This is a genomic window from Verrucosispora sp. WMMD703 (assembly GCF_049178935.1).
Taxonomy (GTDB): Bacteria; Actinomycetota; Actinomycetes; order Mycobacteriales; family Micromonosporaceae; genus Micromonospora; species Micromonospora sediminimaris.
Genome location: NZ_JBMHMM010000002.1, coordinates 40,922 through 63,813 on the forward strand (window position 1 = coordinate 40,922; position 22,892 = coordinate 63,813).

Annotated in this window: 23 protein-coding genes; 8 read left to right on the forward strand and 15 right to left on the reverse strand. The window is 71.6% G+C overall.

The window, feature by feature from the left end:
• Positions 1 to 73 precede the first annotated feature (73 nt).
• From ACN26Z_RS00280 to ACN26Z_RS00305, 6 genes are read right to left on the reverse strand one after another with little or no spacing between them, the layout of a single operon-like run.
• The gene (locus tag ACN26Z_RS00280; protein ID WP_421459530.1) at positions 74 to 1,327 is read right to left on the reverse strand and encodes a hypothetical protein; all 1,254 of its coding nucleotides are present in this window, start codon (positions 1,325 to 1,327) and stop codon (positions 74 to 76) included.
• Positions 1,324 to 1,572, reverse strand: coding sequence for a hypothetical protein (locus ACN26Z_RS00285; RefSeq protein ID WP_421459531.1), 249 nt, complete (start codon positions 1,570 to 1,572; stop codon positions 1,324 to 1,326). Before ACN26Z_RS00285 ends, ACN26Z_RS00280 begins: the two co-directional genes overlap by 4 nt.
• Positions 1,572 to 2,093, reverse strand: a complete 522-nt coding sequence (locus ACN26Z_RS00290) for a hypothetical protein (protein ID WP_421459532.1) — start codon at positions 2,091 to 2,093, stop codon at positions 1,572 to 1,574. The genes ACN26Z_RS00285 and ACN26Z_RS00290 overlap by 1 nt, the downstream gene beginning before the upstream one ends.
• Positions 2,090 to 2,773 (reverse strand): GGDEF domain-containing protein, encoded by a 684-nt coding sequence (locus tag ACN26Z_RS00295; RefSeq protein WP_421459533.1) that lies wholly within the window; start codon positions 2,771 to 2,773, stop codon positions 2,090 to 2,092. The genes ACN26Z_RS00290 and ACN26Z_RS00295 overlap by 4 nt, the downstream gene beginning before the upstream one ends.
• Positions 2,770 to 3,348: an Lsr2 family DNA-binding protein gene (locus ACN26Z_RS00300; RefSeq protein WP_421459534.1), complete on the reverse strand. Its 579-nt coding sequence runs from the start codon at positions 3,346 to 3,348 to the stop codon at positions 2,770 to 2,772. Before ACN26Z_RS00300 ends, ACN26Z_RS00295 begins: the two co-directional genes overlap by 4 nt.
• Positions 3,345 to 3,893, reverse strand: a complete 549-nt coding sequence (locus ACN26Z_RS00305; protein WP_421459535.1) for an RNA polymerase sigma factor — start codon at positions 3,891 to 3,893, stop codon at positions 3,345 to 3,347. Before ACN26Z_RS00305 ends, ACN26Z_RS00300 begins: the two co-directional genes overlap by 4 nt.
• A gap of 288 nt (positions 3,894 to 4,181) precedes the next feature.
• On the opposite strand from ACN26Z_RS00305, the gene ACN26Z_RS00310 reads away from it, so the two are divergent.
• Entirely contained in the window at positions 4,182 to 4,985 is an 804-nt protein-coding gene (locus tag ACN26Z_RS00310) for a GntR family transcriptional regulator (protein WP_421459556.1), read from the forward strand.
• A gap of 8 nt (positions 4,986 to 4,993) precedes the next feature.
• Positions 4,994 to 5,731: a PP2C family protein-serine/threonine phosphatase gene (locus tag ACN26Z_RS00315; RefSeq protein ID WP_421459557.1), complete on the forward strand. Its 738-nt coding sequence runs from the start codon at positions 4,994 to 4,996 to the stop codon at positions 5,729 to 5,731.
• A gap of 30 nt (positions 5,732 to 5,761) precedes the next feature.
• Here ACN26Z_RS00315 and ACN26Z_RS00320 read toward each other — a convergent pair whose 3' ends face one another.
• The 5 genes from ACN26Z_RS00320 to ACN26Z_RS00340 all read right to left on the reverse strand — a co-directional run bounded on the left by ACN26Z_RS00320 (position 5,762) and on the right by ACN26Z_RS00340 (position 8,459).
• Positions 5,762 to 6,181, reverse strand: a complete 420-nt coding sequence (locus ACN26Z_RS00320) for a hypothetical protein (RefSeq protein ID WP_421459536.1) — start codon at positions 6,179 to 6,181, stop codon at positions 5,762 to 5,764.
• Positions 6,178 to 6,429, reverse strand: a complete 252-nt coding sequence (locus ACN26Z_RS00325; RefSeq protein ID WP_421459537.1) for a hypothetical protein — start codon at positions 6,427 to 6,429, stop codon at positions 6,178 to 6,180. The genes ACN26Z_RS00320 and ACN26Z_RS00325 overlap by 4 nt, the downstream gene beginning before the upstream one ends.
• 75 nt (positions 6,430 to 6,504) lie before the next feature.
• A complete protein-coding gene (locus ACN26Z_RS00330; protein WP_421459538.1) occupies positions 6,505 to 6,990 on the reverse strand; it encodes a hypothetical protein in 486 nt (161 codons plus the stop codon).
• An 88-nt stretch (positions 6,991 to 7,078) separates the two neighbouring features.
• Entirely contained in the window at positions 7,079 to 7,927 is an 849-nt protein-coding gene (locus tag ACN26Z_RS00335) for a hypothetical protein (RefSeq protein WP_421459539.1), read from the reverse strand.
• Between the two features lie 79 nt (positions 7,928 to 8,006).
• The gene (locus ACN26Z_RS00340; protein WP_421459540.1) at positions 8,007 to 8,459 is read right to left on the reverse strand and encodes a hypothetical protein; all 453 of its coding nucleotides are present in this window, start codon (positions 8,457 to 8,459) and stop codon (positions 8,007 to 8,009) included.
• Positions 8,460 to 8,615: 156 nt separating this feature from the next.
• Between ACN26Z_RS00340 and ACN26Z_RS00345 the strand changes: the two genes are divergently transcribed.
• From ACN26Z_RS00345 to ACN26Z_RS00355, 3 genes are all read left to right on the forward strand, one after another.
• Positions 8,616 to 8,888, forward strand: a complete 273-nt coding sequence (locus ACN26Z_RS00345) for a recombinase family protein (RefSeq protein ID WP_204026010.1) — start codon at positions 8,616 to 8,618, stop codon at positions 8,886 to 8,888.
• Between the two features lie 455 nt (positions 8,889 to 9,343).
• The gene (locus ACN26Z_RS00350; RefSeq protein ID WP_421459541.1) at positions 9,344 to 9,529 is read left to right on the forward strand and encodes a hypothetical protein; all 186 of its coding nucleotides are present in this window, start codon (positions 9,344 to 9,346) and stop codon (positions 9,527 to 9,529) included.
• Positions 9,529 to 17,016: a helicase-related protein gene (locus ACN26Z_RS00355; RefSeq protein ID WP_421459542.1), complete on the forward strand. Its 7,488-nt coding sequence runs from the start codon at positions 9,529 to 9,531 to the stop codon at positions 17,014 to 17,016. Before ACN26Z_RS00350 ends, ACN26Z_RS00355 begins: the two co-directional genes overlap by 1 nt.
• A 5-nt stretch (positions 17,017 to 17,021) precedes the next feature.
• Here the strand turns inward: ACN26Z_RS00355 and ACN26Z_RS00360 are convergent, their stop codons facing one another.
• The gene (locus ACN26Z_RS00360; RefSeq protein ID WP_421459543.1) at positions 17,022 to 17,213 is read right to left on the reverse strand and encodes a hypothetical protein; all 192 of its coding nucleotides are present in this window, start codon (positions 17,211 to 17,213) and stop codon (positions 17,022 to 17,024) included.
• 215 nt (positions 17,214 to 17,428) lie between these two features.
• Between ACN26Z_RS00360 and ACN26Z_RS00365 the strand changes: the two genes are divergently transcribed.
• Together ACN26Z_RS00365 and ACN26Z_RS00370 are read left to right on the forward strand one after the other, a co-directional pair.
• Positions 17,429 to 18,349, forward strand: a complete 921-nt coding sequence (locus tag ACN26Z_RS00365) for a hypothetical protein (RefSeq protein ID WP_421459544.1) — start codon at positions 17,429 to 17,431, stop codon at positions 18,347 to 18,349.
• Positions 18,342 to 19,076 (forward strand): tetratricopeptide repeat protein, encoded by a 735-nt coding sequence (locus ACN26Z_RS00370; protein WP_421459545.1) that lies wholly within the window; start codon positions 18,342 to 18,344, stop codon positions 19,074 to 19,076. The genes ACN26Z_RS00365 and ACN26Z_RS00370 overlap by 8 nt, the downstream gene beginning before the upstream one ends.
• Before the next feature lie 35 nt (positions 19,077 to 19,111).
• Here the strand turns inward: ACN26Z_RS00370 and ACN26Z_RS00375 are convergent, their stop codons facing one another.
• From ACN26Z_RS00375 to ACN26Z_RS00385, 3 genes are read right to left on the reverse strand one after another with little or no spacing between them, the layout of a single operon-like run.
• Positions 19,112 to 20,152, reverse strand: coding sequence for a hypothetical protein (locus ACN26Z_RS00375; RefSeq protein WP_421459546.1), 1,041 nt, complete (start codon positions 20,150 to 20,152; stop codon positions 19,112 to 19,114).
• 13 nt (positions 20,153 to 20,165) lie between these two features.
• Entirely contained in the window at positions 20,166 to 21,671 is a 1,506-nt protein-coding gene (locus ACN26Z_RS00380) for a relaxase/mobilization nuclease domain-containing protein (protein ID WP_421459547.1), read from the reverse strand.
• The gene (locus ACN26Z_RS00385) at positions 21,671 to 22,114 is read right to left on the reverse strand and encodes a plasmid mobilization protein (RefSeq protein WP_421459548.1); all 444 of its coding nucleotides are present in this window, start codon (positions 22,112 to 22,114) and stop codon (positions 21,671 to 21,673) included. The genes ACN26Z_RS00380 and ACN26Z_RS00385 overlap by 1 nt, the downstream gene beginning before the upstream one ends.
• Positions 22,115 to 22,526: 412 nt before the next feature.
• On the opposite strand from ACN26Z_RS00385, the gene ACN26Z_RS00390 reads away from it, so the two are divergent.
• Positions 22,527 to 22,865: a hypothetical protein gene (locus ACN26Z_RS00390; protein WP_421459549.1), complete on the forward strand. Its 339-nt coding sequence runs from the start codon at positions 22,527 to 22,529 to the stop codon at positions 22,863 to 22,865.
• Positions 22,866 to 22,892 lie beyond the last annotated feature (27 nt).

Sequence of the window (22,892 nt, forward strand, 5' to 3'; positions counted from 1 at the left end):
TCATGGGACTGTCCGGGTCGGGCCTGGGCGCGGTGGTGGCGCCGCGCCCAGGCGGATCGGTCGGGGGCGCGGGTCAGACCGCGCGTAGTTCGGGTCGCCAGCCGGCAACCAGGGACGACACCTTCGAGGCGCGGGCCTTGTCGCCACGGCCGTTCATGACGTGCTTGTAGATCGCGTAGCCAGAGGGGTCCTTCGGCAGAGCGCCGACCCTGATGGCCTCCTGGACGTCGTCCAGGAGGTTCCGGACGTCGTCCGGCAGTCCGGTCGACGCGGTCGCCGCGAGGGGGTGTTTTCCCCGGTTGATGCCGCCCGGCGGGACGTCGACCGACGGTGGGGTGAGGTCCAGATCGGCCAGCCGCGGGGCGTCTTTCCAGGGCTGGGCGGCGGTGACGTAGGAGTCGAACAAACCGATCAGGAACGCCGTCCCGGCGCAGCCGATCGGACCGATCGAGTGGGGCAGCGCGGTCAGCAGCCCCTCCCACCCGCCGTGCCAGCCGCCGACGATGTTCAGCGCCAGCGACAGCGTGAGGGCGGTCCACTCGGCCACCCCGGCCTTCCAGTCGACGTCACCGCCGGAGGACCGCAGCACGGCCCGGCCGAGGATGATCAAGGCGACGACGGTGATCAGTGCGGGCTCCACCGCCCACGCCGCCCACCAAGAGGCCGTGCCGGTGTTCAGGTCCAGCAGCCGGGCCACCCCGGCCTGGACGCCGGTGGTCGACCAGGCGGCGAACGCCGCCAGCACCGGAATGCCGGCCACCAGGGCGACGGTGCGGACCTTCGCGACCCGCAACGCCCGCATCTCCGCCGACCCCTGGATCTCCGCCCGGATCCGCGCCCGCGCGCCCGAGCGGGTCGCTCGCCGGTACAGCTCGGCCAGCTCGGCGGCCTCCGCCGCCTCACGGTCGCGCTCCCGGCGCTGCCGGGCCTCGGTCCGCTCCCGCTCCTGGACGTAGGCGAGCCCGACCCGGTGCTCCACGTCCATCGCCCGGCGCTCACGCTCGTCCTCACGCCGCACGTTGATCAACGCGCGGGCCTCGGCGAGTTGCTCACGCAGTTCGACAGACGACCGGGCCTTGCCACCGCGCGCCACCTCAGCCGGCCGGTCCTCGATCTCCAGCTCCGGGTCCGAGTCGTCGAACGGAACCGGAACCAGCGCGGGTACCGCCGGCTCCGCAGCGACCGGCGGTGCCTCGACGGCCGCCGGCGCGACCGGCAAACCTGCCGGCACGAGCAGATCACCACGCCGCTGGTAGTCCACACCCATGTCCAGCGGTCGCCACTGCGAGCCCGCCGCCGGGTATGTCACGTCCTGGTCGACGCTCACCGCGCCACCTCCTGCAACCTCTGAGCCGGAGCAGGCACCCGCTCGTCGGCGATCCGGGCCCGTCCGCTGCCGAGCAGTTCCCGGGCGATCTCGTCTTCGGCGCACGACTGGTGGCAGGCGGCGCCCTGGCTGTCGCGCATCTTGGTGGGGGTGGTGCAGCACCGGCAGGGCAGCGCCCGGCTGGCGTCGTAGTGACCCGGGTCGGTCCAGTCCAGGTGCACGCGGACCACGAGTTGGCCTGCCATCACGACACCTCGCCCCGGGCCTGCCGGCTGGCCCGAACCTGGGCCAGCAGGTGCCTGCCCAGCGGGTTCAGGTCGGCCTCGTCGACGTCGACGGCCAGGGGGTGCCGGTGGTCGTCGATCCACCGCGCCAACCGGCTACCGCCGACCACCGCGGCGATCAGGCCGACCGCGACGGCCGGGGAGTAGAGCAGGGCCTGTGGCACCTGGTCGGCGTGCTCGGCCAGCCCTCGGCCAGCAACCCCGGCGCCGACCGCTCCGGTAATCACCACACCGGCGGCGGCAGCGACCACCCGCGAACGGTTCAGCCGCACCGGGGCCGGGGGTGGTGTGGTCGGGCGGCGTACGGCCAGCCGGTACTCCCACTCGGCGTCGATCAGGTGCCGCAGCTCGTCAGCGAGCTGGCCGGGCAGGGCCGCCACCTTCTCGGCCCGACGCTCCAGCTCGACGTCCGTCAGGTCACGCAGGTCGGCCCGGTAGCAGTCCAACACCACGGCCATGTCCAACGCGGTCGAGGTCGTCATGCCGCACCCCCCAGCATGCGGGCCGTCTCGCTCAGCTCCCGCAGCCGCACGACCGGCCGCGTCTCGATCTCCGGCAGTTCGGCGATCCGGTTGTACTCGGCGACCTGGTCGCCACCGCCGGCCTTGGCCCGGTAGAGCGCCAGGTCCGCCGCGCGCAACACCCGCGACGGCTGGTCGCCGACCATCGCCGACACCGCGCCAACGCTGGCCCGTACGGCCAACTCCTGCCCGCCCGGCAGCGTCACCGGCGCGGCCAGTGCCCGCACCGCCTCGGTCCCAAGGAGGTGCGCGATCGGCGCCGGCGACGGACAGACCATCACCATCTCGTCACCGCCGAGCCGAGCCACGACTGAGCCGTCGACCTCGTAGATCGCGTCGGACAACCGACCCGCGACCTCGACCAGCACCGCGTCACCCGCGTCGTGGCCGTAGGTGTCGTTGACCTGCTTGAACCCGTCCAGGTCCACGATCGCCAGGTCGTAGGGCTCCCCGGCCAGGTCCGCCAACGCCTCGGCCAGCCCGGCCCGATTCGCCAGGCCCGTCAGCGGGTCGACCAACGCCGCACGGCGGGCCTGCGCCAGTTGCGTACGCTGCGACCACACCGCGTGAGCAGCCCAAACATGCCCGGCCACCGACACCAGGGCGGCGGTCGGAAGCAGTAGCTTCGTCAGCGTCTTCACCGGGTCACCTCCGCCCCGGTCGCGGTGGCCCACGCCTCCACGACCTGGCGGGAGATCCGCCCCCGCTCGGCGACCTCGAAGCCGGCGTTGACCGCCCAAGCGCGGATCTTGGCCCGCTGGTCGGCGCCCTCCCGGCGGCCGCCACGCGACGGTGATGCTGCGGAATCACGTGTCCCACGCAGCTTCTGCCGCACCTCGGCGAGCTGGCTCGCCAACTTCGCCTCGACCTCGGCCAGCTCGCGGCGCTTCGCCTCGGCGGCATCCCGCTCCTGGCGCTGCGCCTGCTCCGCCTCAATCCGGGCGCCCAGGTCCTTCACCAGTCCGGCGATCTTCGCGCCGAGGTGCCGAGTCCGCGCCAGATCACTACTGGCGGCCATCCGCAGCAGGTCCTCCACGCCGCGAGGGGCCGTCGGCGCGGTGTCCCTCGGTGCGGCCGGCGTTGGCGCCGGGGCACCGGGGCCTTTGGTGACCCGAATACCCATCGGCATCCGCTGTGCCGGGGCCGGCTGGCCGTTGGCGGCCCGCACGGCGGCGGCCCGGTCGGTGCCGTTGGGCGTCATCGTCGTGGTGGTCATGCCGGCATCACCGCCGCCGCCGGCAGCAGCCCTCGCAGCGCCTTAAGGGCCTTGTGTTGGAGGCCCTTCACCGCGCCCGGGGTCTTGCCGAGCTTGGAAGCGGTCTCCTCGATCGATAGCTCCCCGAAGTAGCGCAGGGCAACGACCCGCTTCTGTTCCGGGGTGAGCTGCTCGATGCCGGCGAGCAGGGCCTCACGGGTCAGGTTCGCCACCGCGTCCGCTTCGGGACTCGGTACCCGGCCGACCGGGGCGGCGTCGTGCAGCTCGGCGACCGGCCGCTCACGCCGCTGGTGCGACCGCTGCCAGTTGATGACCAGGTTGCGGGCGATCGTGGCCAACCACGCTCCGAAGTCACTACCGCGCCACCGGAACGAGGCGATGTTGGCCAGCGCTCGGGTGAACGTCTCCGAGGTCAGGTCCTCGGCCGCCTCCGGGTCCAGCACCCGCCGGTACACCTGCCGATGCACCTGGTCGCGGTACCGGCCGTAGATCTCGCCGAACGCCTCGACGTCACCCGCTTGCGCCCGCGCCACTAGCGCAGACACGTCACCAGGCATCGATCCGGGATGGGGTGCTACCCCCTGATTTCGGGCAGCACGTACCCTCATTGCAGGCATCTGTTGCTCCTTCAGGTGAGAGATGCCGACGCCCTGGGGAAATCCGCAGGGCATTGACCGTGCGGCGGGTGCGATCCGCCGCACGGTCTTTCTTTGGGCTCCCATTGGGTGCGATCCGTTGAGGCCCGCCGACTTATCTTGGGACAATGTTGACGCTAAGGTTGGTCCCTGTCAACGATTGTCCCAAGACTTTTAGAAAGGGGAGATGCGGTGGCTGTGCACTCGCGCTACCTGGACATTGCCGCCAAGATCCGCAATCGGATCGAGGCCAACGAGTGGGAGCCTGGTGCCAAGCTGCCGCGACTGGACGACTTCGCCGCCGAGTACGGGGCGAACCGAGACACCGTCGGCAGGGCCATCGCAGCCTTGGAGGCGGAGGGCTACGTCTGGGCTGTCCAGGGCCGAGGAATCATCGTGCGCTACGGAACGATCCGTCCGCGCCGTCCTCGGGGGAACCTGGTGAAACGCAACGTCACCGGGACCGGGTACTCCTTTCCTTCGGCGAGCAGCCAGGAGGTGTGGAAACACCACATCCCACCTGTCGCGTCCGTTGAGCCCCTGATCGACCCGCGCATCGCCAAGCTGCTCAAGGTCGAGCCGGGCGCCCAGGTGTTGCGGCGTTTCCGGGTCACCGGCCCTGAATCCGAGGTTCCGTTTCAGATCAACATCTCCTGGATCCACCCTCGCGTGGCCAACGTTCCTGGGGTCGCCTCGCAAGCCCCAGGGCCCGGCGACTGGCTTTACCGGTTGGAGATGGCCGGCCACTGGCCGATCACCTGGATGGAGATCCACCGGGCACGTATGCCCAGCAAGCAGGAGGCAGCCCTGTTGGAGATCCCGACCAACCTTCCAGTGCTGGAGATCGTCCGGGTGGGCACCTCGGGTGGTGACGGTGAGCCAGTCGAGGTAACCGAGTACGTCGTCGCCAGCGATCGCGTCGAGACCATCCACGTCCTGCATCGTGATGAGTCGGCGCAGGAGCCGTGGCCCGACGAGCCCATCGACGTGGCGGAAGGGTGACATAGATGATGTCGACTCTGAGCGTCGAGGTAGCAGGCGCTTCCCACATCGGGCTCGTCCGGCGACGCAACGAGGATCAACTCCACCTGGGGCAGTCCCTGGTCGCGATCGCCGATGGGCTCGGAGGCCACGTCGCTGGCGATGTCGCCAGTTCCACGGCCATCGAGGCAGTACGGCGCTACGACCAGGTAGTCGCGTCAGATGCGCTGTCCGCCACGCTCGGACAGGCGGTCACTGCGGCCAACCACGCGCTGCGGCAGCGAATCGCAGCTGAGCCGGGGCTAGCCGGCATGGGCACCACGCTGGTCGCCATACTCAGAGCAGGTACGACTGCTGCCCTGGCCAATCTCGGTGACTCCCGGGCCTACCTCCTCCACAGGCAGGGACCACGACGCGGTCAGACCACGCAAATCACCGAGGACCACGTCTATAAGCGTCTCCTCGCCGACTCCGCGACGGTGCCCAGACTTCCCGATAGGTTGGCGCGCTTCCTGGACGGCAGGCCAGACGGCCGGTCACCGGACATCACCCTGTTGACCTTGAAACCCGGCGACCGGCTCCTGCTGTGCTCCGACGGGCTCAGTTCGTACGTGCCCCACGATCGTCTCCACACAGTTCTGGCAACCTCCGCGACTGCGCAGGAAGCGGTTGAGCACCTCATCACGTCAGCGCTCGACCAGGGCGGCCCAGACAACGTGACGGTGGCCGTCATAGACGTACGTGAGGGGTCACCAGCGAACTCCTAGCGGGCGCAGGTGCACGCACTCCGGCGCGGGTCACGCCTGGCTGAGGTCGAGGATGCTCCAGCCGCCGGGCAGAACGGCGGCAGCTGGCGTGGTCGCGGTGGTGGCTAGGTGCGCCTGGTGAGCGATGGCGGTACGGGCGGCGTGCCCGAGGGCGATGTCACCGCCTGCGGCGCGGGCGAGAGTGCCGACCTGGCGGGTGTCGTCGACGCCGGGTTCGGCGCCGAGAGGTAGCACGGTGACGGTCGGGGTGGTGATCAGAAGGGTGAGCAGGGCGGCGCTGACCTCGCTGCTGCTGGCGGCATAGGCGGCGGCGAGGCAGGCGGCGGGCACGCCGACCGTGCGGCCTTCGTCGGCGACCTCGGCGATCAGCTCACCGACGGCGACCTGCCCGTCGACGTACGCGGCGAGTGCGGTGGCGTCCAGGACGACGGCGACCTGGTCGTCGCTCACGCGGCCTCGTCGAGCAGGCGCTGCCCCTCGGCCAGGGCCTCGTCCGGGATGGGGGTGGCGAGGCGGTCGCGCCAGCGGGCCTTTCCGGCGTCGGTGACCTCGATGCCCGCCCGACGCAACGCCTCGTCGAGCTGCGTGGCGGCCATCTGTGCACGGACGGCCGCGGTGATGGCGGCGCTGACGTTGGGCTGGCCGTCGAGCCACTGCGCGACGTCATCGGGGACGCTGATGGAGCGTTTCGCGGTCATGGCCTGAGCCTACCTCGCTGGTAGCACCGGCGGTACTACCAGCGAGGTATCGCCCGATGCTGCTGCTGACCGTTCTCACCTCTCCACGTCGGCGAACAGGTCGAGCTGCTCGCCGGGGTCGGCTGGCCGGCACGCGGCCCACACCGCGTGTCCGGCTCGGGAGCAGGCGTCGACGACGTCGGACCAGCCGGCGCCTCGGAAGCCGCCGGGGTGGTCGCGCCAGGCGATGACGGCCTGCTCGCAGCGGCGGATCAGGTCGTCGGTGATCCGGCCGTTGTCGAGAACGGCACCCAGGTCGGTCCAGTTCAGCCGCAGCGGCCGGTGGAGGTTGCCGTCGGTGATCTCGATGCGGGCCCGGGTGAGTCGGAGCATCCGGCCGGCAGGCAGCGTCTGCCCTGCGTACTCCGGGGCGAGCCGGCGGGCGTCGCGGGTTCGCCAGTAGGTCAGGGGGTCGATGGCGTGGCCGCACGAGGTGGTCCCGACGGCCCAGGCCAGCAGCGGGCGGTACGTGGCCACGGTGGCGGTGGCGAGGATGGTGCGGGCGTCGCGGGTGATGGTCACGGTCGCTCCAGAAGGGGTGAGGCTGGGTTCTGCCGGGCACGGCCCCCGCGTCCCGGACCGGGGCGGCCGGGACGCGGGGCAGGGCCGGTCAGCCGTCGCTGTCTTCTGCGAGATCGAGTACCTCGGGCAGGCGGGTCCAGCCGGTGCTGGTCCAGAGCTGCCAGTGCTGGCCGGTGCTGGCGGGCCGGTCGTGGTGCAGGGCGTAGGCGATCGCGCCGCGCCAGATCGGATTGTCGGCCATCAATGGGTCGACGCAGGTCAGGCCGGCGTAGGAGACCGGGTAGGGCTGGCCGATGGGCTCACCATCACCGGTGAGTGTGTGCGCCATGAGCCGGACCGGGGCATGGCCTGCGGCGACTCGCTTAGCGATGTCCAGCGCGGTGTTGTGCTCGCGGACCAGCTCGGCCAGGACGTCGGCGACGGTGGCGGGCTCCCCGGTGAACAGACGGCACTGCTGGGCGTACTCGTCGAGTTCCCTGCCCCCGAGGGAGTTCGTCCGGTAGGTAGCGCTGCGGTGCGGGTGGTGCGGGTGGGTGGTGATCCAGCCGACGAAGCGGTCGCCGAGGTACAGCCTGTGCTGCTCCGCGCGGCCGGGGCCCAGCTGGATGGGCCCGTCGACCCGGAGCTGGGTGTGCGGAACGGTCAGGCCGGTGTGCGGCAGGGTCACCGGCTCCTTGGTCGCCGCGATCACCGTGGCGTTGATCCAGGCAACGCGGACCGGGTTGGAGCGCGCGCAGGTGCGGCAGTCGATCGGCTCGGTCACGGCGGCACCGACCGAGACGGTGTCGCCTCGGGTGCCGGCCCCGCACGAGCCGGGGACGTAGCGGGGCTCGCCGGCCGGGCCCGTGAGGCTGCTCAGGTTGCCGAGGTGAACGACGCGGCCTCGGCCGACGCGGACCGGTGCGAGCTGGGCAGGCCGGGTGTTGCTGCTGGTCATGGTCTCGATCCCTTCCATGTGCTGACGGGGGTTGGTGGGAGCCGGGGCCGGCCCACCAGGGGCCGGCCCCGGCCGGGTGTCAGCAGTCGTCGGGGTCGGGGTCGTTGCCGTCGTACTGGTCGGCCGCGCCGTACAGCGAGGTCGCGATCTCGTAGGGGTGGGCAAACAGGCCGTGCCGGTAGACGACCTGGTTGTGGATCGCTTGAGCCTTCGGCCCCCACTGGCCGACCAGGTAGTCAGCCAGCGCCTGCCGGGACTCGTCGGCGAGCGCCTGCGCCTGGTCGCGGCCGACCAGGTCGACGGCGGCGGCGAAGATCGCGCCGGCGATGTCGTAGCCGACCCCGGCCGGGTGGTCGAGCACTCGACGGTTGGTGGCCCGCAGGACGACCGCCGGACCGAAATCGCCGGTCTCGAACGGGCACAGCGGTTCGCACGGGTCACCGGCACTGACGCCGTAGGCGGCGGCACCGCAGCCAACGCACTGGTCGTTGTGGTCGATCTCCCGGGCCGGAATGGCCGTATGCTGGGACATGGAACTCCCTTTCACGGAGGGCTGTTCTTCCTGGCCCGGCTGGGTGTTTGCGGCACCTGCCGGGCCGTTCCTTGCTCCTTTATCGTACAGGAAAAGGTATAGAAAAAGCTGCCCTCGGAGGCTTTTTCTGTACCTTTTTGCCGTACGCTGAGGGGCATGAGCAGCGAATCGGAGAGGCGCCGACCCGAGGTGTCGGCGGGGATGGCGGCGGCCCGGGACCGCGGTGTGCGATTGGGCCGGCCGCCGGCGCCGTTGCCGCCCTCGGCCGCCCGGGCGGCGCAGCTGCGGGGTGAGGGACTGTCGCTGGCCGCGATCGCCACGGCGTTGAACGCTGAGCAGGTCCCGACCCCGTCGGGGAAGGGGCAGTGGGCCAAGAGCAGCGTCAAGTACCTGCTCGACCGACACGACGCGGCACAGGGGTCGGCGTAGGTCCTCGGTCAGGGGTTGCGGGCTTGCCCGCGCGCGGCGCCGGGGTGGGGGTGGGATCTCCTCGTGTCGGCCGATCTCCGATCGACCGGGCCGGCTCTGGGACGGCCAGGCTCCGGCGAAGCCGACCGCGAAGCGGCTTGGCCTGGCCGTCCCAGAGCCGGTCTGGTAGCCCTTTGGGCGGCCGGCGCGGGGAGATCCCACCCCTGGGTGACCACTCACCCACCTGGCACCTGTGGTCCCTGCCGGATCTCCGAGTGAGGCCCCGCCGGAGGCGTCGATATTGGAGAGCCCGGCCGGCGCGCACCCCGGTATCGGTTCGCGCGTCTGGGCTGACTTGCTGCCCCTGTCGGTGATTCCGTGGCATCGGGCTTCGGCAATGCCCGGCGGTCACGCGGGCGTCGATCCCGTTCGACATCCTGACTAGGGTGGTGATCAAGCGATCACATGGGGGAGCGATGGCTGACGACGCCGCTGTACCGATGGCCGCGCCGGACGCGGAGAGCCTGCCCGACACCGTCGCCGCTGGGCTGCAATCGCAGATCGATGACCTGACCGCTGTGCTGGAGCACCATCAACGCCTGTTCGAGTCGTTGCGGGCGCGCGGGCTGCTCCCCACCGAGCCCGACGACGGGCAGCCGTGATGACGGCACCGCACCAGCCGGCGCGGGAGGTCGTTGAGCGGGTCGCGGCCTCGGTCGACCGGACTGCCGCGTTGCGGGACCGTGCCGGGTCGCTGGCCGCGCAGGTCACCGGGCCACCTCGGCTGTCGGCGGTGCCGGACGGGCGGCGGCAACGCCTGCTGGCCGCGCAGCGTGTGGCGGCCGAGTTCTACCGCGCCCAACTCGATCAGCCTGACGGCGCGTCGCCGGCCCGGTGGCTGGCAGCCCAAGGTGTTCCGGTCGACGGGCGGTGGACGGTCGGGTACGCGCCGGGCCGCCCGACGGCGCTGGTCAACGAGCTGCGCCGGGCCGGCTTCACCGACACCGAGATTCTGGCCTCCGGGCTGGCGTCGACCGGCCGGGGCGGACTGCTGGTCGATCGCTTCCAGGACCGGGTCGTGGTCGGCGTACGCGATCCCCAGACGCACGCCGTGGTCAGCTTCGTCGGCTACGCACCGCCCGGCGCTGACGAGTCGGTGCCAGCGGTGCTGCACGGCCCGGCCACCGCGATCCACCGGCCGGCCAACGCGCTGGTCGGACTCGCCGAGCAGCCGGAGCGGACCGGACGGCCGGTGATGGTGACCGCCACGGCGCTGGAGGCAATCGCGCGGTCCGCGACTGGCGCCGAGGACGCCCCGGTGGTGGTCGCACCGTGCGGGCCGACGCTCACGCCCGGACAGGTCGCGGTGCTCACCGAGCAGACCGACATCGCCGCGGGCGTGACCGTGGCCATCGGCCCCGGCGAGGCCGGCCGCCGCGCGGCCGAGCGCGCCTACCACCTGCTTGCCCCCGCCGTGCAGGCCCACCCCACGACACCAGGAGCGTTGCGGGCGGTCGGCCCCCGGCCGCAGGACGGCGCGCGGCCGCTGCTGGAGGCCGTGGTCACCGCCCGGGTCGAGTGGGCGGCACGCACCTACCAGACGCCCGCCGGCCGCTCCGGCGTCGCCCGCTCGGCGCGGTCGCTGCTGCGCTACCAGGTCGGCGCGAGCGGCGTGGACATCGCCGCCCTGGAGGCGTACGTCGCCCGGCACCTAGACCCGGAGCCCGCCCGCGAAGTGCAGCCGGCCACATCCGTGGTCGACGTGCCGGCTCCCGCTCCGGCCGTCCTGGACGGCGCGGCCACGGCCCACGCGCCGCCGGTGGTCGACACGGGCGAAGAGGCGACCACCGACCCGCCCACCGACGGTGACCAGGACGGCCCGGCCGACGCGGAGGAGACGGATGAACCACTACGGGGCGCAGGCCCAGAAGCACTGGCGGACATACCTACCCCAGCGGTACGCGACCATCGAGGACCCGAGCAGCTTCTTCTCGACATTGGGGGAGCAGGCAGCGGAGCAGATCGAGCAGCGGACGCAGGAACTGGCCGGTCCGGATCAGCCGGACGAGGGATACCTCGGCAAGCTCGGCCGGCTGAACGCGGCGAAGCAGATGGCGGAGGAGGAGATCCTCCCCGAGCTGATCCTGATCGACCCGAACGCCGAGCAGGCGGCAGACGAGACACCGGCCGGGTCGACAACGCCGGCGGCCAGCCCGACGTGGACGCCGCTGGTGGAGGACCCGAACGACCCGTGGTGGCAACGGGTCGCGGAGGAAGAAGACGACGAGGACGAGCCGCAGACCCCGGCCCGGTAGCCGACCCCGCCGAAGAGGCCAGCGACACCGGCCCGGACCAGACCACCGCGGCGGATGCCGACGCCGTCGCGGGTGATGCCGCGGAATCGTTCCGCCCCAGCGGGCAGCAGGACCTGGCGCCCGCTGGCGAGATGGCCAAGCTCCGCGCGAACCTGGCCGCCCTGCGGACCCTGCGGGAACTGCAAGCCGCTGACCGCCCTGCCACAGGGCAGGAACAGGCGGTGCTCGCCCGGTGGGCGAGCTGGGGCGCGGTGCCGGGGGTGTTCGAGTCCCGCACCAACCACCCCGACTACGCCCGCTTCGCGCAGCAGCGCGCCGAGCTGCGGGAGCTGCTGTCGCCGCAGGAGTACGCCGCGGCGGAGCTGACCACCCTCAACGCCCACTACACCGACGCGGCGTACGTGCAAGCGATCTGGGACGCCGTGCGGGAGCTGGGCTTCGACGGCGGAACGGTCCTCGAACCGGGCTGCGGGTCGGGCAACTTCATCGGCCTGGCCCCGCCGCAGGCACGGATGGTCGGCGTGGAGCTGGACCCGGTAACCGCCGGTATCGCCGCCGCCCTGTACCCGCACGCCGAGATCCGCACCGAGAGCTTCGCCGACACCCGGGCCCCGTCCGGCGCGTTCGACCTGGCGGTGGGCAACGTGCCGTACGCCGACGTGCGGCTGACCGACCGGCGGCACAACCCGGGCCGGCACAGCATCCACAACCACTTCATCATCAAGAGCCTGCATCTGACCCGGCCCGGTGGCCTGGTCGTGGTGCTCACCTCCCGCTTCACCCTGGACTCGGCGAACCCGGCCGCCCGGCGAGAGATGGCGGCGTTGGCCGACCTGGTCGCCGCGGTGCGCCTGCCCTCCGGAGCGCACCAGGCCACCGCCGGCACCCAGGCCATCACCGACCTGTTGATCCTGCGGCGCCGCGAGCCGGACCGCGAGCCTGGGCCGATCACCTGGGAGCAGACCCGCCCCCTAGACCTGGACACTGCCGCTGAGCAGGCCGACCAGGTCAACGAGTACTTCGCCGACCGGCCGGAGCGGGTGCTCGGCGAGATGACGCTCGGGCGGGGCATGAACCGCGACGGCGAGCTGATCGTCCGCGCGGCCGGCGACCCGAGCGAGGCTCTGGCCCGGGTGCTGCGCGACGTCGTCGACGAGGCCCGCCGGGAGGGCCTGACCATGACGCCGCGCGTCAACGGCGACCGGCCGGCCGAACCGCTGGCGGTGCTCGCACCCACCGACCGCGCCGAGGGCCACATCGAGGCCCGCGACGACGGCACCTTCACCACCGTCGCCGACGGCCAGGTGGTGCCGCACGAGGTGCCCGCTACCCAGGCCGATGAGCTGCGGGCGCTGCTCGGGCTGCGCGACACCGTGACCGCGTTGCTGTCGGCGGAGGCCGCCACCGTCGACGACGGCGACGAGCACGGCGGCCCGCCCGCGCCGGGGTCACCGGCGGCGCTGCGCGCCGAGCTGAACGACCGGTACGACGCCTACGTGGCCGTCCACGGGCCACTCAACCGCTACACCCTGCGCCGCACCGGGCGGACCGACCTGGAGACGGGCGAGCCGAAGATGGCCCGTATCAACCCGCCGATGGGCCGCTTTCGGCAGACTGACCCGCACGCCGCCACGGTGTTCGCCCTGGAGTACTTCGACGACACCACCCAGACCGCGACCAAGGCCGACATCTTCGCCCGCCGGGTGATCCTGCCCCGGGCGCCGCAGCTCGGCGCGGACACCCCGGCCGACGCCCTGGCCATCTGCGTCGACACGCACGGCGACGTGCGGCTGCCCGAGGTTGCCCGGCTGCTCGGGGTCAGCGAGCCGGAGGCCCGCGCCGCGCTCGGCGACCTGGTCTACGACGACCCGGGCACGGGCCGGCTCGTGGAGGCCCCGGAGTACCTGTCGGGCAACGTGCGCGTGAAGTTGCGCATCGCCCAGGCCGCCGCCGAGACGGACCCGCGCTTCGAGACCAACGTGCGCGCCCTACAACGGGTGATCCCCCGCGACCTCGGCCCTGGGGAGATCGACGCGGCGTTCGGCGCCCCGTTCCTGCCCGCACCCCTCATCCAGCAGTTCCTCCAGGAGACGCTGCGCGACCCAGGGCTGCGGGTGGAGCACGTCGGCGGGTCCGACTGGCGGGTCCGCGGCTCCCGCGCCGGCGTCCTGGCCCGCTCGACCTGGGGCACCCCCGGGATGGCCGCCCCGGATCTGACGCAGCGGCTGCTGACCAAGACCCCGATCCGGGTGTTCGTGGAAGTGGAGGAGGGCAAACGCGCCCTCGACGTGGAGGCCACCGCCGCCGCGCAGGCCAAGGCGATCGAGCTGGAGGAACGCTTCGGCGCGTGGGTGTGGGAGGACCCGGACCGCGCCGAGCACGTCGCCACCACCTACAACGAGATGTTCAACGCCACCGTGCCGCGCAGCTACGTCGGGGTGACCCGGTCGCTGCCCGGCATCGCGGTCGGCTTCACTCCTCGCCCGCACCAGGTGGAGGCGGTCGCCCGCATCGTCGCCGAGCCGGCGGTCGGGCTGTTCCACGCCGTCGGCGCGGGCAAGACCGCGGTGATGGCCATCTCCGCGATGGAACAGCGCCGCCTCGGCCTGGTCAACAAGCCGGCGATCGTGGTGCCCAACCACATGCTGGAGCAGTTCACCCGCGAGTTCCTGCAGATCTACCCCCGTGCCCGGCTGCTGGCCGCAGGTCGCGACGACATGAGCACCGACCGGCGCCGCCGGTTCGTCGCCCGCTGCGCCACCGGCGACTGGGACGCGATCATCATGGCCGCCTCGTTCTTCGAGCGGCTGTCGCTGTCCCCGGACGAGCAGCGCCGTTTCCTCGACGAGGAGCTACAGGAGCTGCGCGACAAGATCGTCCGCGCCGGTGAGCAGGCCATCGCCAACGGCGAGGACGCCAAGCGCTCCAGCAGCGTCAAGCGCCTGCAGAAGGCGCTGCTGCGCAAGGAAGAGCGGGTCAAGGAGAAGCTCGACAAGGCCCGCGACCCGGGCGTCACATTCGAGCAGACCGGCATCGACTACGTCTACCGCGACGAGCTGCACGAGCTGAAGAACGACACCATCACCAGCTCCATCCCCGACGCCGGCAACGACGGCTCCGACCGCGCGGTGGACTTCCGGATGAAGCTGTCCTACCTGCGCCGCCAGCGCGGCCAGCGGGTGGTGTGCGGGGCCACCGCCACGCCGATCGCCAACAGCGTGCGGGAGCTGTACGTGGTGACCCGCCAGCTCCGTCCCGACCTCCTGCAGGCCACGGGCACCACGGACTTCGACACCTGGGCGGCCACCTTCGCCAAGGTCGTCACCGCCATCGAGGTGTCCCCGACCGGGCAGGGCTTCCAGATGCGCGCCCGGCTGGCCAAGTACGCCAACGTGCCCGAGCTGTCGCTGATGATGCGCACCTACGGCGACGTCCGCACACCCGAGGACCTGGCCCTGCCCACCCCGCAGTTAACCCAGCGCGACGACGGCGAACGCGCCCCACACATCGTCACCCTCGACCCGTCCCCGGAGCTGGAGGAGTTCATCTCCGGCCTCGACGAGCGCGTCGAGCGGATCCGCAACCGCCAGGTCGAGCCCAGCGAAGACAACATGCTCAAGGTCTCGGGCGAGGCACGCGCCGCTTCCCTGGACCTGCGGCTCATCGGCGAGCAGCAGACCGCACCCGGCAAGATCGACGCCGCGGCGGATCGGATCGCGGCGATCTGGCGCGACACCCGCGACACCGTCTACCTGGTTAACCCCGACGCGGCCGACCCCGTTCCGCACCCCACCCCGGGTGCGCTTCAGATCGTCTTCTGCGACCAGTCCACCCCGAACCCCGAACGCTGGAACGCCTACGACGCCCTGGCCGACCTGCTCGTCGAGCGCGGGATGCCCCGGGAGAAGATCCGCTACATCCACGAGGCCGACACCGACGCCAAGAAGGCCAGCCTGTTCAACGCCTGCCGCTCCGGCGACGTCGCCGTGCTCATCGGCTCGACCGCCAAGATGGGCGTCGGCACCAACGTCCAGGCCCGCGCGGTCGCCCTGCACCACCTCGACTGCCCGTGGCGCCCGGCCGACGTCACCCAGCGCGAGGGACGCATCCTTCGCCAGGGCAACCAGAACGCCGAGGTCAACATCTACCGCTACGTCGTCGCCGGCAGCTTCGACGCCTTCTCCTGGCAGACCGTGGCCCGCAAGGGCACCTTCATCGACCAGATCATGCGCGGCACCTCCGCCCGCGAGATCGAGGACGTCAGCGACGAGACCCTCCAAGCGCACCAGATCAAGGCCATCGCCACCGGCAACCCGCTGCTGATGGACCGCGAGCAGGTCGCCCAGGACCTCACCCGCCTCGAACGCGCCGACCGGACCCACCACAACACCCAGGCGGCGCTGCGTCGCCAGGTCGGCGAGCTTAAGGCGTGGATCACCAAGGACACCCGCTGCGTCGAGGTGCTCGACGACGTCATTGCCCGCCGCCAGGACACCCGCGGCGAGAAGTTCGCCATGACCGTCGCCGGGCACCAGTTCACCAAACGCGCCGACGCCGGCCGGGCCCTGCAACACGCACTGACCGCCACCGCGCAGGGCGTCGCCTCCACCGACCGGCGCGAAGCCGCCGGCGTCGCCCAGCTCGGCGGCTTCGGCGTCGACGCGGTGTTCTGGTCCGGCCGCGACGGCATGCTCGTCGCCCTGCGATTCGACGGAATCCCCGACTCCTCCACCACCATCGGCCTCACCTCCGCCGTGGAGGGCGACCCCACCGGCCTCGTCCGCCGCCTGGAGAACCAGCTCACCGACCTGGACAACACCCGGGCCACTGTGCAGGCCCGCATCGCCGGTCAGCACGAAGAGATCGCCCGGGCCACCGAGCAGCTCGACCAGCCGTTTCCCCGCCGCGACGAGCTGCTCGACACCCGCCGCCGGCTCCGCGCGATCAACGCGGTCATCGACCTGATGGCCGACACCACCCCACCACCGTCGGCCGCCGCGCCCGCCGTACCCGTCAGGGTCGACAACTGGATGCCGACAGACCTACGCGACAGCCTGACCCCCGACGAACAGGCATGGCTGGACCGGCGCGTGCAGCACGTCGCCGGCGGCGGCGCCGTCCAGGACGCGGCCCGCACCACCGACCTGGCCACCTTCACCGCCCCGTTCGACAAGGCGCTCACCCACGCCCTCGCCGACCCCGGCAACACGGAGATGGCCGTCGCGGTGATGCTCAAGTGCGACGACCCGGCCTGGCGCCAAGCCCTCTACAGCGCCGCCGGGCAGGCCGTGCACCAGGCAGTCCGCGACACACCCCCGCCAGCCTCGGCGGCGGGCCCGTCGACGCAGCACGACAACCGAGCGGACCAGTCCGAGGCGATCAGCCCGCTTGCCCCGGCCGCCATCATCGCGGCCACCACGCCAGCGGATCGGGCGCTGCTCGACGCCTGCACTCAACAGGCCCTGCGCGTCGACGCCGTCCAGGCCGCCGCACGCGCACATGACCAGACCGCCTTCAGCGCGACGTTCGCCGCCGCAATGACCACCGCCATCAGCCAGCTCGACGACCCCGCTGACATGGTCCGCCTCGCCGACCTCCACGGCGATCAGGCGTTCCGCGAGGGCTTGACCAACTTGGTCTGGGACAGGCTCACGCCTATCGCGGCAACGGAGCGCCAACCTGTCACCTCTGCCACGGTCGACGCGGCCTCGGTCGCCGGCAAGGCGTTCCTTCCCACACCCCGCGCAGCGTCGACAGGTGTCTCGGCCGCTGCGCCCATCTCGCCCGCCCCGACCACCGCCCACCGGACCGCCGACCACGACCACGGCCGCTGAGGGGTTCACCGCCCCACGATGGTGTGGAACACCATCAACGCCCCCCCGGCAGCACCGCCGCCCCAGAGCACAGCCGATGGGACAGAATGGTCGGTCAGGTACGCCAGTCCGCCGGCGAGCACGCCGACGACGAGTGCGAGGAGCAGCACGACGGCGGCACGGACGGTCAGCAGCGGGCCGGGGGGCGACGGTGTCACGAAGACCTCCGATTCAGGTGGTGAACGACGCCCGGCTGTAGGTCCACATCGGGGGGATACCCCACGCGCACGACCGGTTTGATCTGCGGAAAAGGTTCACAGAAAAAGTTGGAGAAAGTCCGTGGGGTGACCGCCACGGGCGCACCTACAAGGGGTCGTCTTCATCGTCGGTCGCGACTGGGCGGGAGCTTGCGAGTGCGCAGGCGCGAGCGGCGATGGAGCCGACCCCATGCGTCACCGGGGTCGGCACAAGCGAGACGACCGAAAGGGCGATGGTGGTGGTTGGCGGCGGCGGCGCGGCGGGCGGGACGCCCGCGGGCGAGGCGCGCGCGGCTGCCCTACAACCTTCCGACCGGGCCGATTTCCACCTAGGTCAGCCCGTTCCGCTGACGGACGTGCTCGCCAACATGAACAAGCCCTTCGCCGAGGACACCCGGCGGCTGCAGGAGAACCTGCAGCGCCGAGAGGCCGACCGGCTCCTCTTGGAGGACCTCGCCGCCGGGGACTTCACCGGTCCCCGGTATCGGCGCTTCGAGGACGAGCTCGCCGCCTACGGGATGGCGGTGCTCCGCGGCTGGATGCACTCCGGCTACGTCTTCACTCTGAGCGCGACCCGCGGGTTCTCCCTCAACCCCAGTGAGGCCGAGCTGGAGGAGCTGTTCCGTGACTCCGACGCCCGGGAGGAGCTGGCAATCATGACCGTCGCGCTGGCACTGCCCCGATTCCGTAAGAACGCCCTCGTCGGCGGTGGCTGGCGGTTCGAGGGCGGTGCCAGCCTGGCCACCTACTTCATGGGCGCCTGCTTGTACGAGTTCCCCAATCAGATGCGTACGCGTCGGGCCCAGCGGCGGAGATGGCACCTGCAGGATCATGGCGACCCGAGGCTCGTCACACCCGCGGAGAGCAATGTCGACGACCCGGCGGTCATCACCGCCGGGAACCAACGAGTCCGTGACGCCCTTACCAGAGCCGAAGCTCGGACCGCCGCGGTTGTGGCACTCACCTTGGACGGCTACAGCCAGGAGGAGATGGTCGAGCTGCTGGGCGAGACCTCCGTCCGAGCGGTCGAGGGCGTGTTGCACCGGTGGCGCAAGAAGGAGAAGACGGCGCATCAGGGAGGTGGGCCCCGTGGCTGAGCACGACAGCGACCTGGAGAACTTCGAGCAGCTACTAAGGCGCTCCTCCCTAGGTACGCCCGGCGCTCGCCGGCTGCGCCAGCGCACCCCTGCCACGCACGTCGAGGCAGCACGAAAAATCAACCACCTCCGCAATCGACTGGCGCATTCCACTGCCCGGGTTGACGCAGCCGCAGCAGTGATCGGTTTGATCAATTGCTTTGGGCAACTCGGCTACCGTGGACAGGCCGAAGACCTGCTATTCGAGGCATTGCCAAGCCCAGAGAATGCGGTCGTGGCCAACATGGCTGCGAGCTGGCTGCTTGAACGGGGTCGGCACGAGGATGCTGAGGGACTTTACCGGCGGGCCGCCGAATATGGTGACGATACTGCCGAGATCAACCTGGCTAACCTGCTCGTTGAACAAGGGCGGGTTGAAGAGGCTGAGGCGCTGTACCGACGGGCCGCCGCAAGTGGTGATATAAGTGCCTTGCTCAATCTCGCGAGCCTGCTCGTCTTGCAGGAGCGGGAGGAAGAAGCTGAGGCGCTGTACCGACGGGCCGCCGAGAGCGAGAAGATGTATCTCTCAAGTGACCTCGACGACCGTCTCGTTGCGAACAGACGGTACGAGGTTGCTCAGGCGCTGTACGAGCGGGCCGCAGAGACCGTAGAGCGCTCTGCCGGCACTATCAATCGTCCTGCTGAAGAAAGCGCAACCTCGGCTGATAACAGGCCAGCTTCCGAGTAGTGCGCCCCACGTCGGTATCGGAAAGCTGGACTGGCTCAGCGAGTGACCTGGGTGTCGTGGTTCAACTTGCCGGATCTCGTCACGTCGTGCTGTGCCGTCGCGTCAGAGGGTGGGGTGCTTGCCGACGCACTAGCGACGGCGGATTTTGTCGACGTCGGGTACGCGCGGGCCGCAAGCTGAGCGGCGCGGGCGTCATGCTCGTCAGCTCCCGCCACAGCCCGCTCGGCTTCGGCACGCTCGCCTTGCATGCTTCCCTCGACAACCCCCGGGGCGGTACCGCGAGCCTCACGCCACTCACCCTCGATGGTGGCCGAATTGCTTCCCTCGGTGCCTGCATCAGGGTCAGCTCCTTCTCCGGCCGCCTGGTCCGCGACGTAGTCATCGACCACCCGGAACGCGTACGCGGCGGGCGTGTGAGCCTTGTCGACGAAGCCGGGCACCTGCCGCAGCAGATCGCGCACGTCGTGCCCGGCGCGATCTAACTGGTCGAGCTTGTAGGCCAGGGCCGGCCACGCCGCCGAGGCGATGACCCGCCCCGCCCGGTCGGCGGTCCACACCTCCCGCACGTGCGCCGCCATCGTCTCCTGACGCTCCTGGACGGTGCGGCGTCGATCGCCATTGTCCTCGGTCCGGGCCTCCGAATCATTCATGGCGGCGCGGTCGAGCTGGTCGGACAGCCACGCCTCGTTTCCTGGCCGGGCACCGGTCTGCGGGTGAACGTGGACGCCGCGTTCGGCGAGCCGCACGACAATGAGCCGCTGGGCGGCCTGGGCACGCGGGTCGACGGCGGCCCATTCGGCGCTGGCCCGCCAGGCCCGCGCGATGTCCTCGGCCGACGCCTGCCGCCACCACGACGGCCGGGTCGCCGGGCGCCACACGGCCGCGCTGGCCTGCTGTGCCCCGCGCACCTGGGCCCGGATGCGGCGGGCCTGTTCCTCGCTCGCTCGGGCGGCGCGTTGCAGCTGGGCGATGCGGATCTCGATGGCCGCCTGCGCCAGTTGCCCGGCGGCCTGTATCGCGGCGGTGACCGCCGCGGTAGCCCGCTGGTGGATCTCGGCCATCTCGTTGTCGGGCACTACCTTGTCCTCCTCAACGCAGCGGATCCCGCCCGACGCTCGGGTCGATGCGGGGCCGTACCGGGCCCGGCACGGGGTGGACCGGCCGCTGGGGCAGCCCGCCCTGGGTCGGCGCATGCACCTGGTCGACGAGCCCCGTGCCCGACTGAAGCAGGGGCATCAGATGCGCGGCTGCTGCCGCCGCCGCACCGCCGGCGTGGGCCTGTTGCTGCGCGGCGCGCAGCTCGGCCAGCGCCACGACCAGCCGGGCTGCCTGAACGACCACGGCGAGCAGGACGGCCGCCTCACCACCGTCGCGGGCGTGTCCGGCGACCAGCAGCGCGTCCGCCACGCGACCCAACTCCCCAGCCACCGACGACGCCGCCGGTGCCGGCGCGCGACGCGGCGGTGCCGCCGCGCGGGCCAGGGCATCGGCGGCCCGGCTCACCGGACCCCGTCCCGACGGCTCGGTGGCCGCCGCCACCCGCGCCAGCAGTTCGGCGCTGGCCCGCGCTACCGCTGGCCACTGCGGCGAGTCGGGCGCCACCCCGGCCAGCCGGCCGCTGATCGCCTCCAGCGCGGCAGCCGACGACCGCCACACCGCCATCCGGTCCTCGCCACGGAGATTCGATTCCGCAGAATCCGCCGCCTTCCACTGGCCAGCCGAGGGTCGCTCCGTCTCGGGCCACCGCTTGCGGATCTGGGGAAGACTGAGGTCGCCGTCCAGACTCCGCCCGGCGTACCAGATCGGCTTGCCTGCCCCCGCCGGCCGCAGCGCGACGGCGTACCCGACCACCTGGTTCGGGTCCTTCGCCGAGGTCCGCGCGGCGACCAGCAGCCCCGCGCCCTTCATCCGCGTGACCCACTCAGCTTCGCTGCCGGCCCCGGCCAGGGACGCCCGGACCTGGCGGCGCAGCAGTTCCCGGTCCGGCGCCTGGCCACTGCGCCGGGCCCGATCGACCTCCGGCCGGTTCAGCTCCGGCCGCTTAGTCGCCCCCGCCCGGCCAGGCGTCCACTTGCCCAGCCCGAACTCGTCCTCCAGGAGGTCGGCAACCTGCTGGCTGCGCCGCTTGTCCTGCCGCAGCCACACCGGCGCCCCGTCCTCGGTGGCAAGGGTGACGACCAGGTGCACGTGGTCGTTGCCCTTGGCCGACAGGCCGTGCCGCACCGCGATCCACCGGCACCCGGCCCGCTCCGCGTCGCCGGTGAACCCCATCTCCTGCACGAACCGGCCCGCGATGCGACCCCAGGTCGCGTCGTCGAGCTGTCCCTCCTGCGCGGGCAGGCTCAGCGAGCACTGCCACACGTACTGCTGCACCCCGCGCTCGCCGGCGGCGATCTGCGGCGCGTCCAACCGCGCCGCCAGCTCCTCCAGCGACCACCCGCCGTCGGCGCGCTCGCGGCGTTCGGGGGCAAGCAGCTCCACGTCGTCGTAACCGGCGACCAGGTGCGGGTTGATGTGTTCCTCGGCCTTGCCCGGCCCCCACAGGTACTCCAGCAGACCGCGTACCCGGCTGCCGTAGGTGACCTTCGGGATCATCAGCGGCGGCCCGTCTGTGCGGCGGCGATCGCGGTCACCAGCTCGTCGGCGCGCGCCGCCACTCTCGCCAGGTACGCCGCCGTCGCGGCTAGGTCCCCGGCCGGCTCGCCGGTGGAGTGCAGCCGTGCCACCGCCTGATTGAGGTTGTACGCCGCGCCTCGTACCTGTCGGTGCACGCCCATCAACTCGACCAGCAGCGGGCCCGTATTCGCAGCACCGTCCGGGCCGCCCGGAGCGGGCACGAGCGGCGCTGATCCGGCTTCCGCCAGGTACGCTGAGGTGGCCATCCGGGCCGCCGCCGCGTTCGCCTCGACCGCCGCCATCTCTGCCTCGGACAACCGCACGGTCACCCGATGCACGCGCGGATCATCGTCGCTGTGGGCACGCCGCCGGCGCTGGCTCGTGCCGAACCGGACCACGCCGACCTGCGCCGGATCAGCCACGTCGACCACCCTCCCGGCGGATGTCGCCCGCCGTGTCTCTGCCGGCCGCATCGCGGCCCGTCTGACGAAAAGTCAGACTTTTATTCCAACTTGCTCCGACAAAGGAGGCGCATCGCGTACGCGATGCGTGGGTGTGGGTTTGCGCCGAACGCACCTGGCGGTGCGTATCACGGGCCCACCCCGTGGGGGCCGGAGAGAGTAGCCGGTCGCCGCCCAACGTCAAGGGCGCTGCGCGTCGCTGCGCGATGGGCCTACGGCCCACCCTTGACCTTGGTCGACGCCCTTGGCTGGTACTGATGGCGCCCCCACCGGCCGGGGGGAAGGGTGGAAAACCGGGACCGCACCGATCGATCTTGACCGTTATGGTGGGCGTCCACAGACACCAGAGCGGTACATCCTGGGGGAGGAATCCATGGCCCAACAGAGCGCCAAGGCCGCCCGCGCCGAGACGGAGAAGGCGGCGCTTGGCCTGCTGCGCGACCGCGCCAACCTGGTCGGTGAGGCGGCCACAGCTCGGCACGACCGTGACCAACTGGCCGAGGCCCTGCGTGCCGCCAACGCCCGATACGCCGAGCGCTACGCCGCTGCGGTAGAGGGCGGATGGACGGCGGACGACCTGGCCAAGCTCGGCTTGGACGCTCCGGAGTCCAGCACCGTCAAGCGCCGCCGTTCGCGCCGACCAGCCTCGGCCTCTGGTGAGCAGCAGCGTGACGACCAAGTCGTGCACGCCGACACCGGTGGGCAGGGGTAGCAGCGGCAGATTCGCCCCGCTGGCGGC

Coding starts and splice junctions, on each gene's coding strand:
- ACN26Z_RS00285 (WP_421459531.1), bottom strand. CDS start 1,572: ATGGCAGGCCAACTCGTGGTCCGCGTGCACCTGGACTGGACCGACCCG.
- ACN26Z_RS00290 (WP_421459532.1), bottom strand. CDS start 2,093: ATGACGACCTCGACCGCGTTGGACATGGCCGTGGTGTTGGACTGCTAC.
- ACN26Z_RS00300 (WP_421459534.1), bottom strand. CDS start 3,348: ATGACCACCACGACGATGACGCCCAACGGCACCGACCGGGCCGCCGCC.
- ACN26Z_RS00315 (WP_421459557.1), top strand. CDS start 4,994: ATGTCGACTCTGAGCGTCGAGGTAGCAGGCGCTTCCCACATCGGGCTC.
- ACN26Z_RS00325 (WP_421459537.1), bottom strand. CDS start 6,429: ATGACCGCGAAACGCTCCATCAGCGTCCCCGATGACGTCGCGCAGTGG.
- ACN26Z_RS00335 (WP_421459539.1), bottom strand. CDS start 7,927: ATGACCAGCAGCAACACCCGGCCTGCCCAGCTCGCACCGGTCCGCGTC.
- ACN26Z_RS00340 (WP_421459540.1), bottom strand. CDS start 8,459: ATGTCCCAGCATACGGCCATTCCGGCCCGGGAGATCGACCACAACGAC.
- ACN26Z_RS00345 (WP_204026010.1), top strand. CDS start 8,616: ATGAGCAGCGAATCGGAGAGGCGCCGACCCGAGGTGTCGGCGGGGATG.
- ACN26Z_RS00350 (WP_421459541.1), top strand. CDS start 9,344: ATGGCTGACGACGCCGCTGTACCGATGGCCGCGCCGGACGCGGAGAGC.
- ACN26Z_RS00355 (WP_421459542.1), top strand. CDS start 9,529: ATGACGGCACCGCACCAGCCGGCGCGGGAGGTCGTTGAGCGGGTCGCG.
- ACN26Z_RS00365 (WP_421459544.1), top strand. CDS start 17,429: ATGGAGCCGACCCCATGCGTCACCGGGGTCGGCACAAGCGAGACGACC.
- ACN26Z_RS00380 (WP_421459547.1), bottom strand. CDS start 21,671: ATGATCCCGAAGGTCACCTACGGCAGCCGGGTACGCGGTCTGCTGGAG.
- ACN26Z_RS00390 (WP_421459549.1), top strand. CDS start 22,527: ATGGCCCAACAGAGCGCCAAGGCCGCCCGCGCCGAGACGGAGAAGGCG.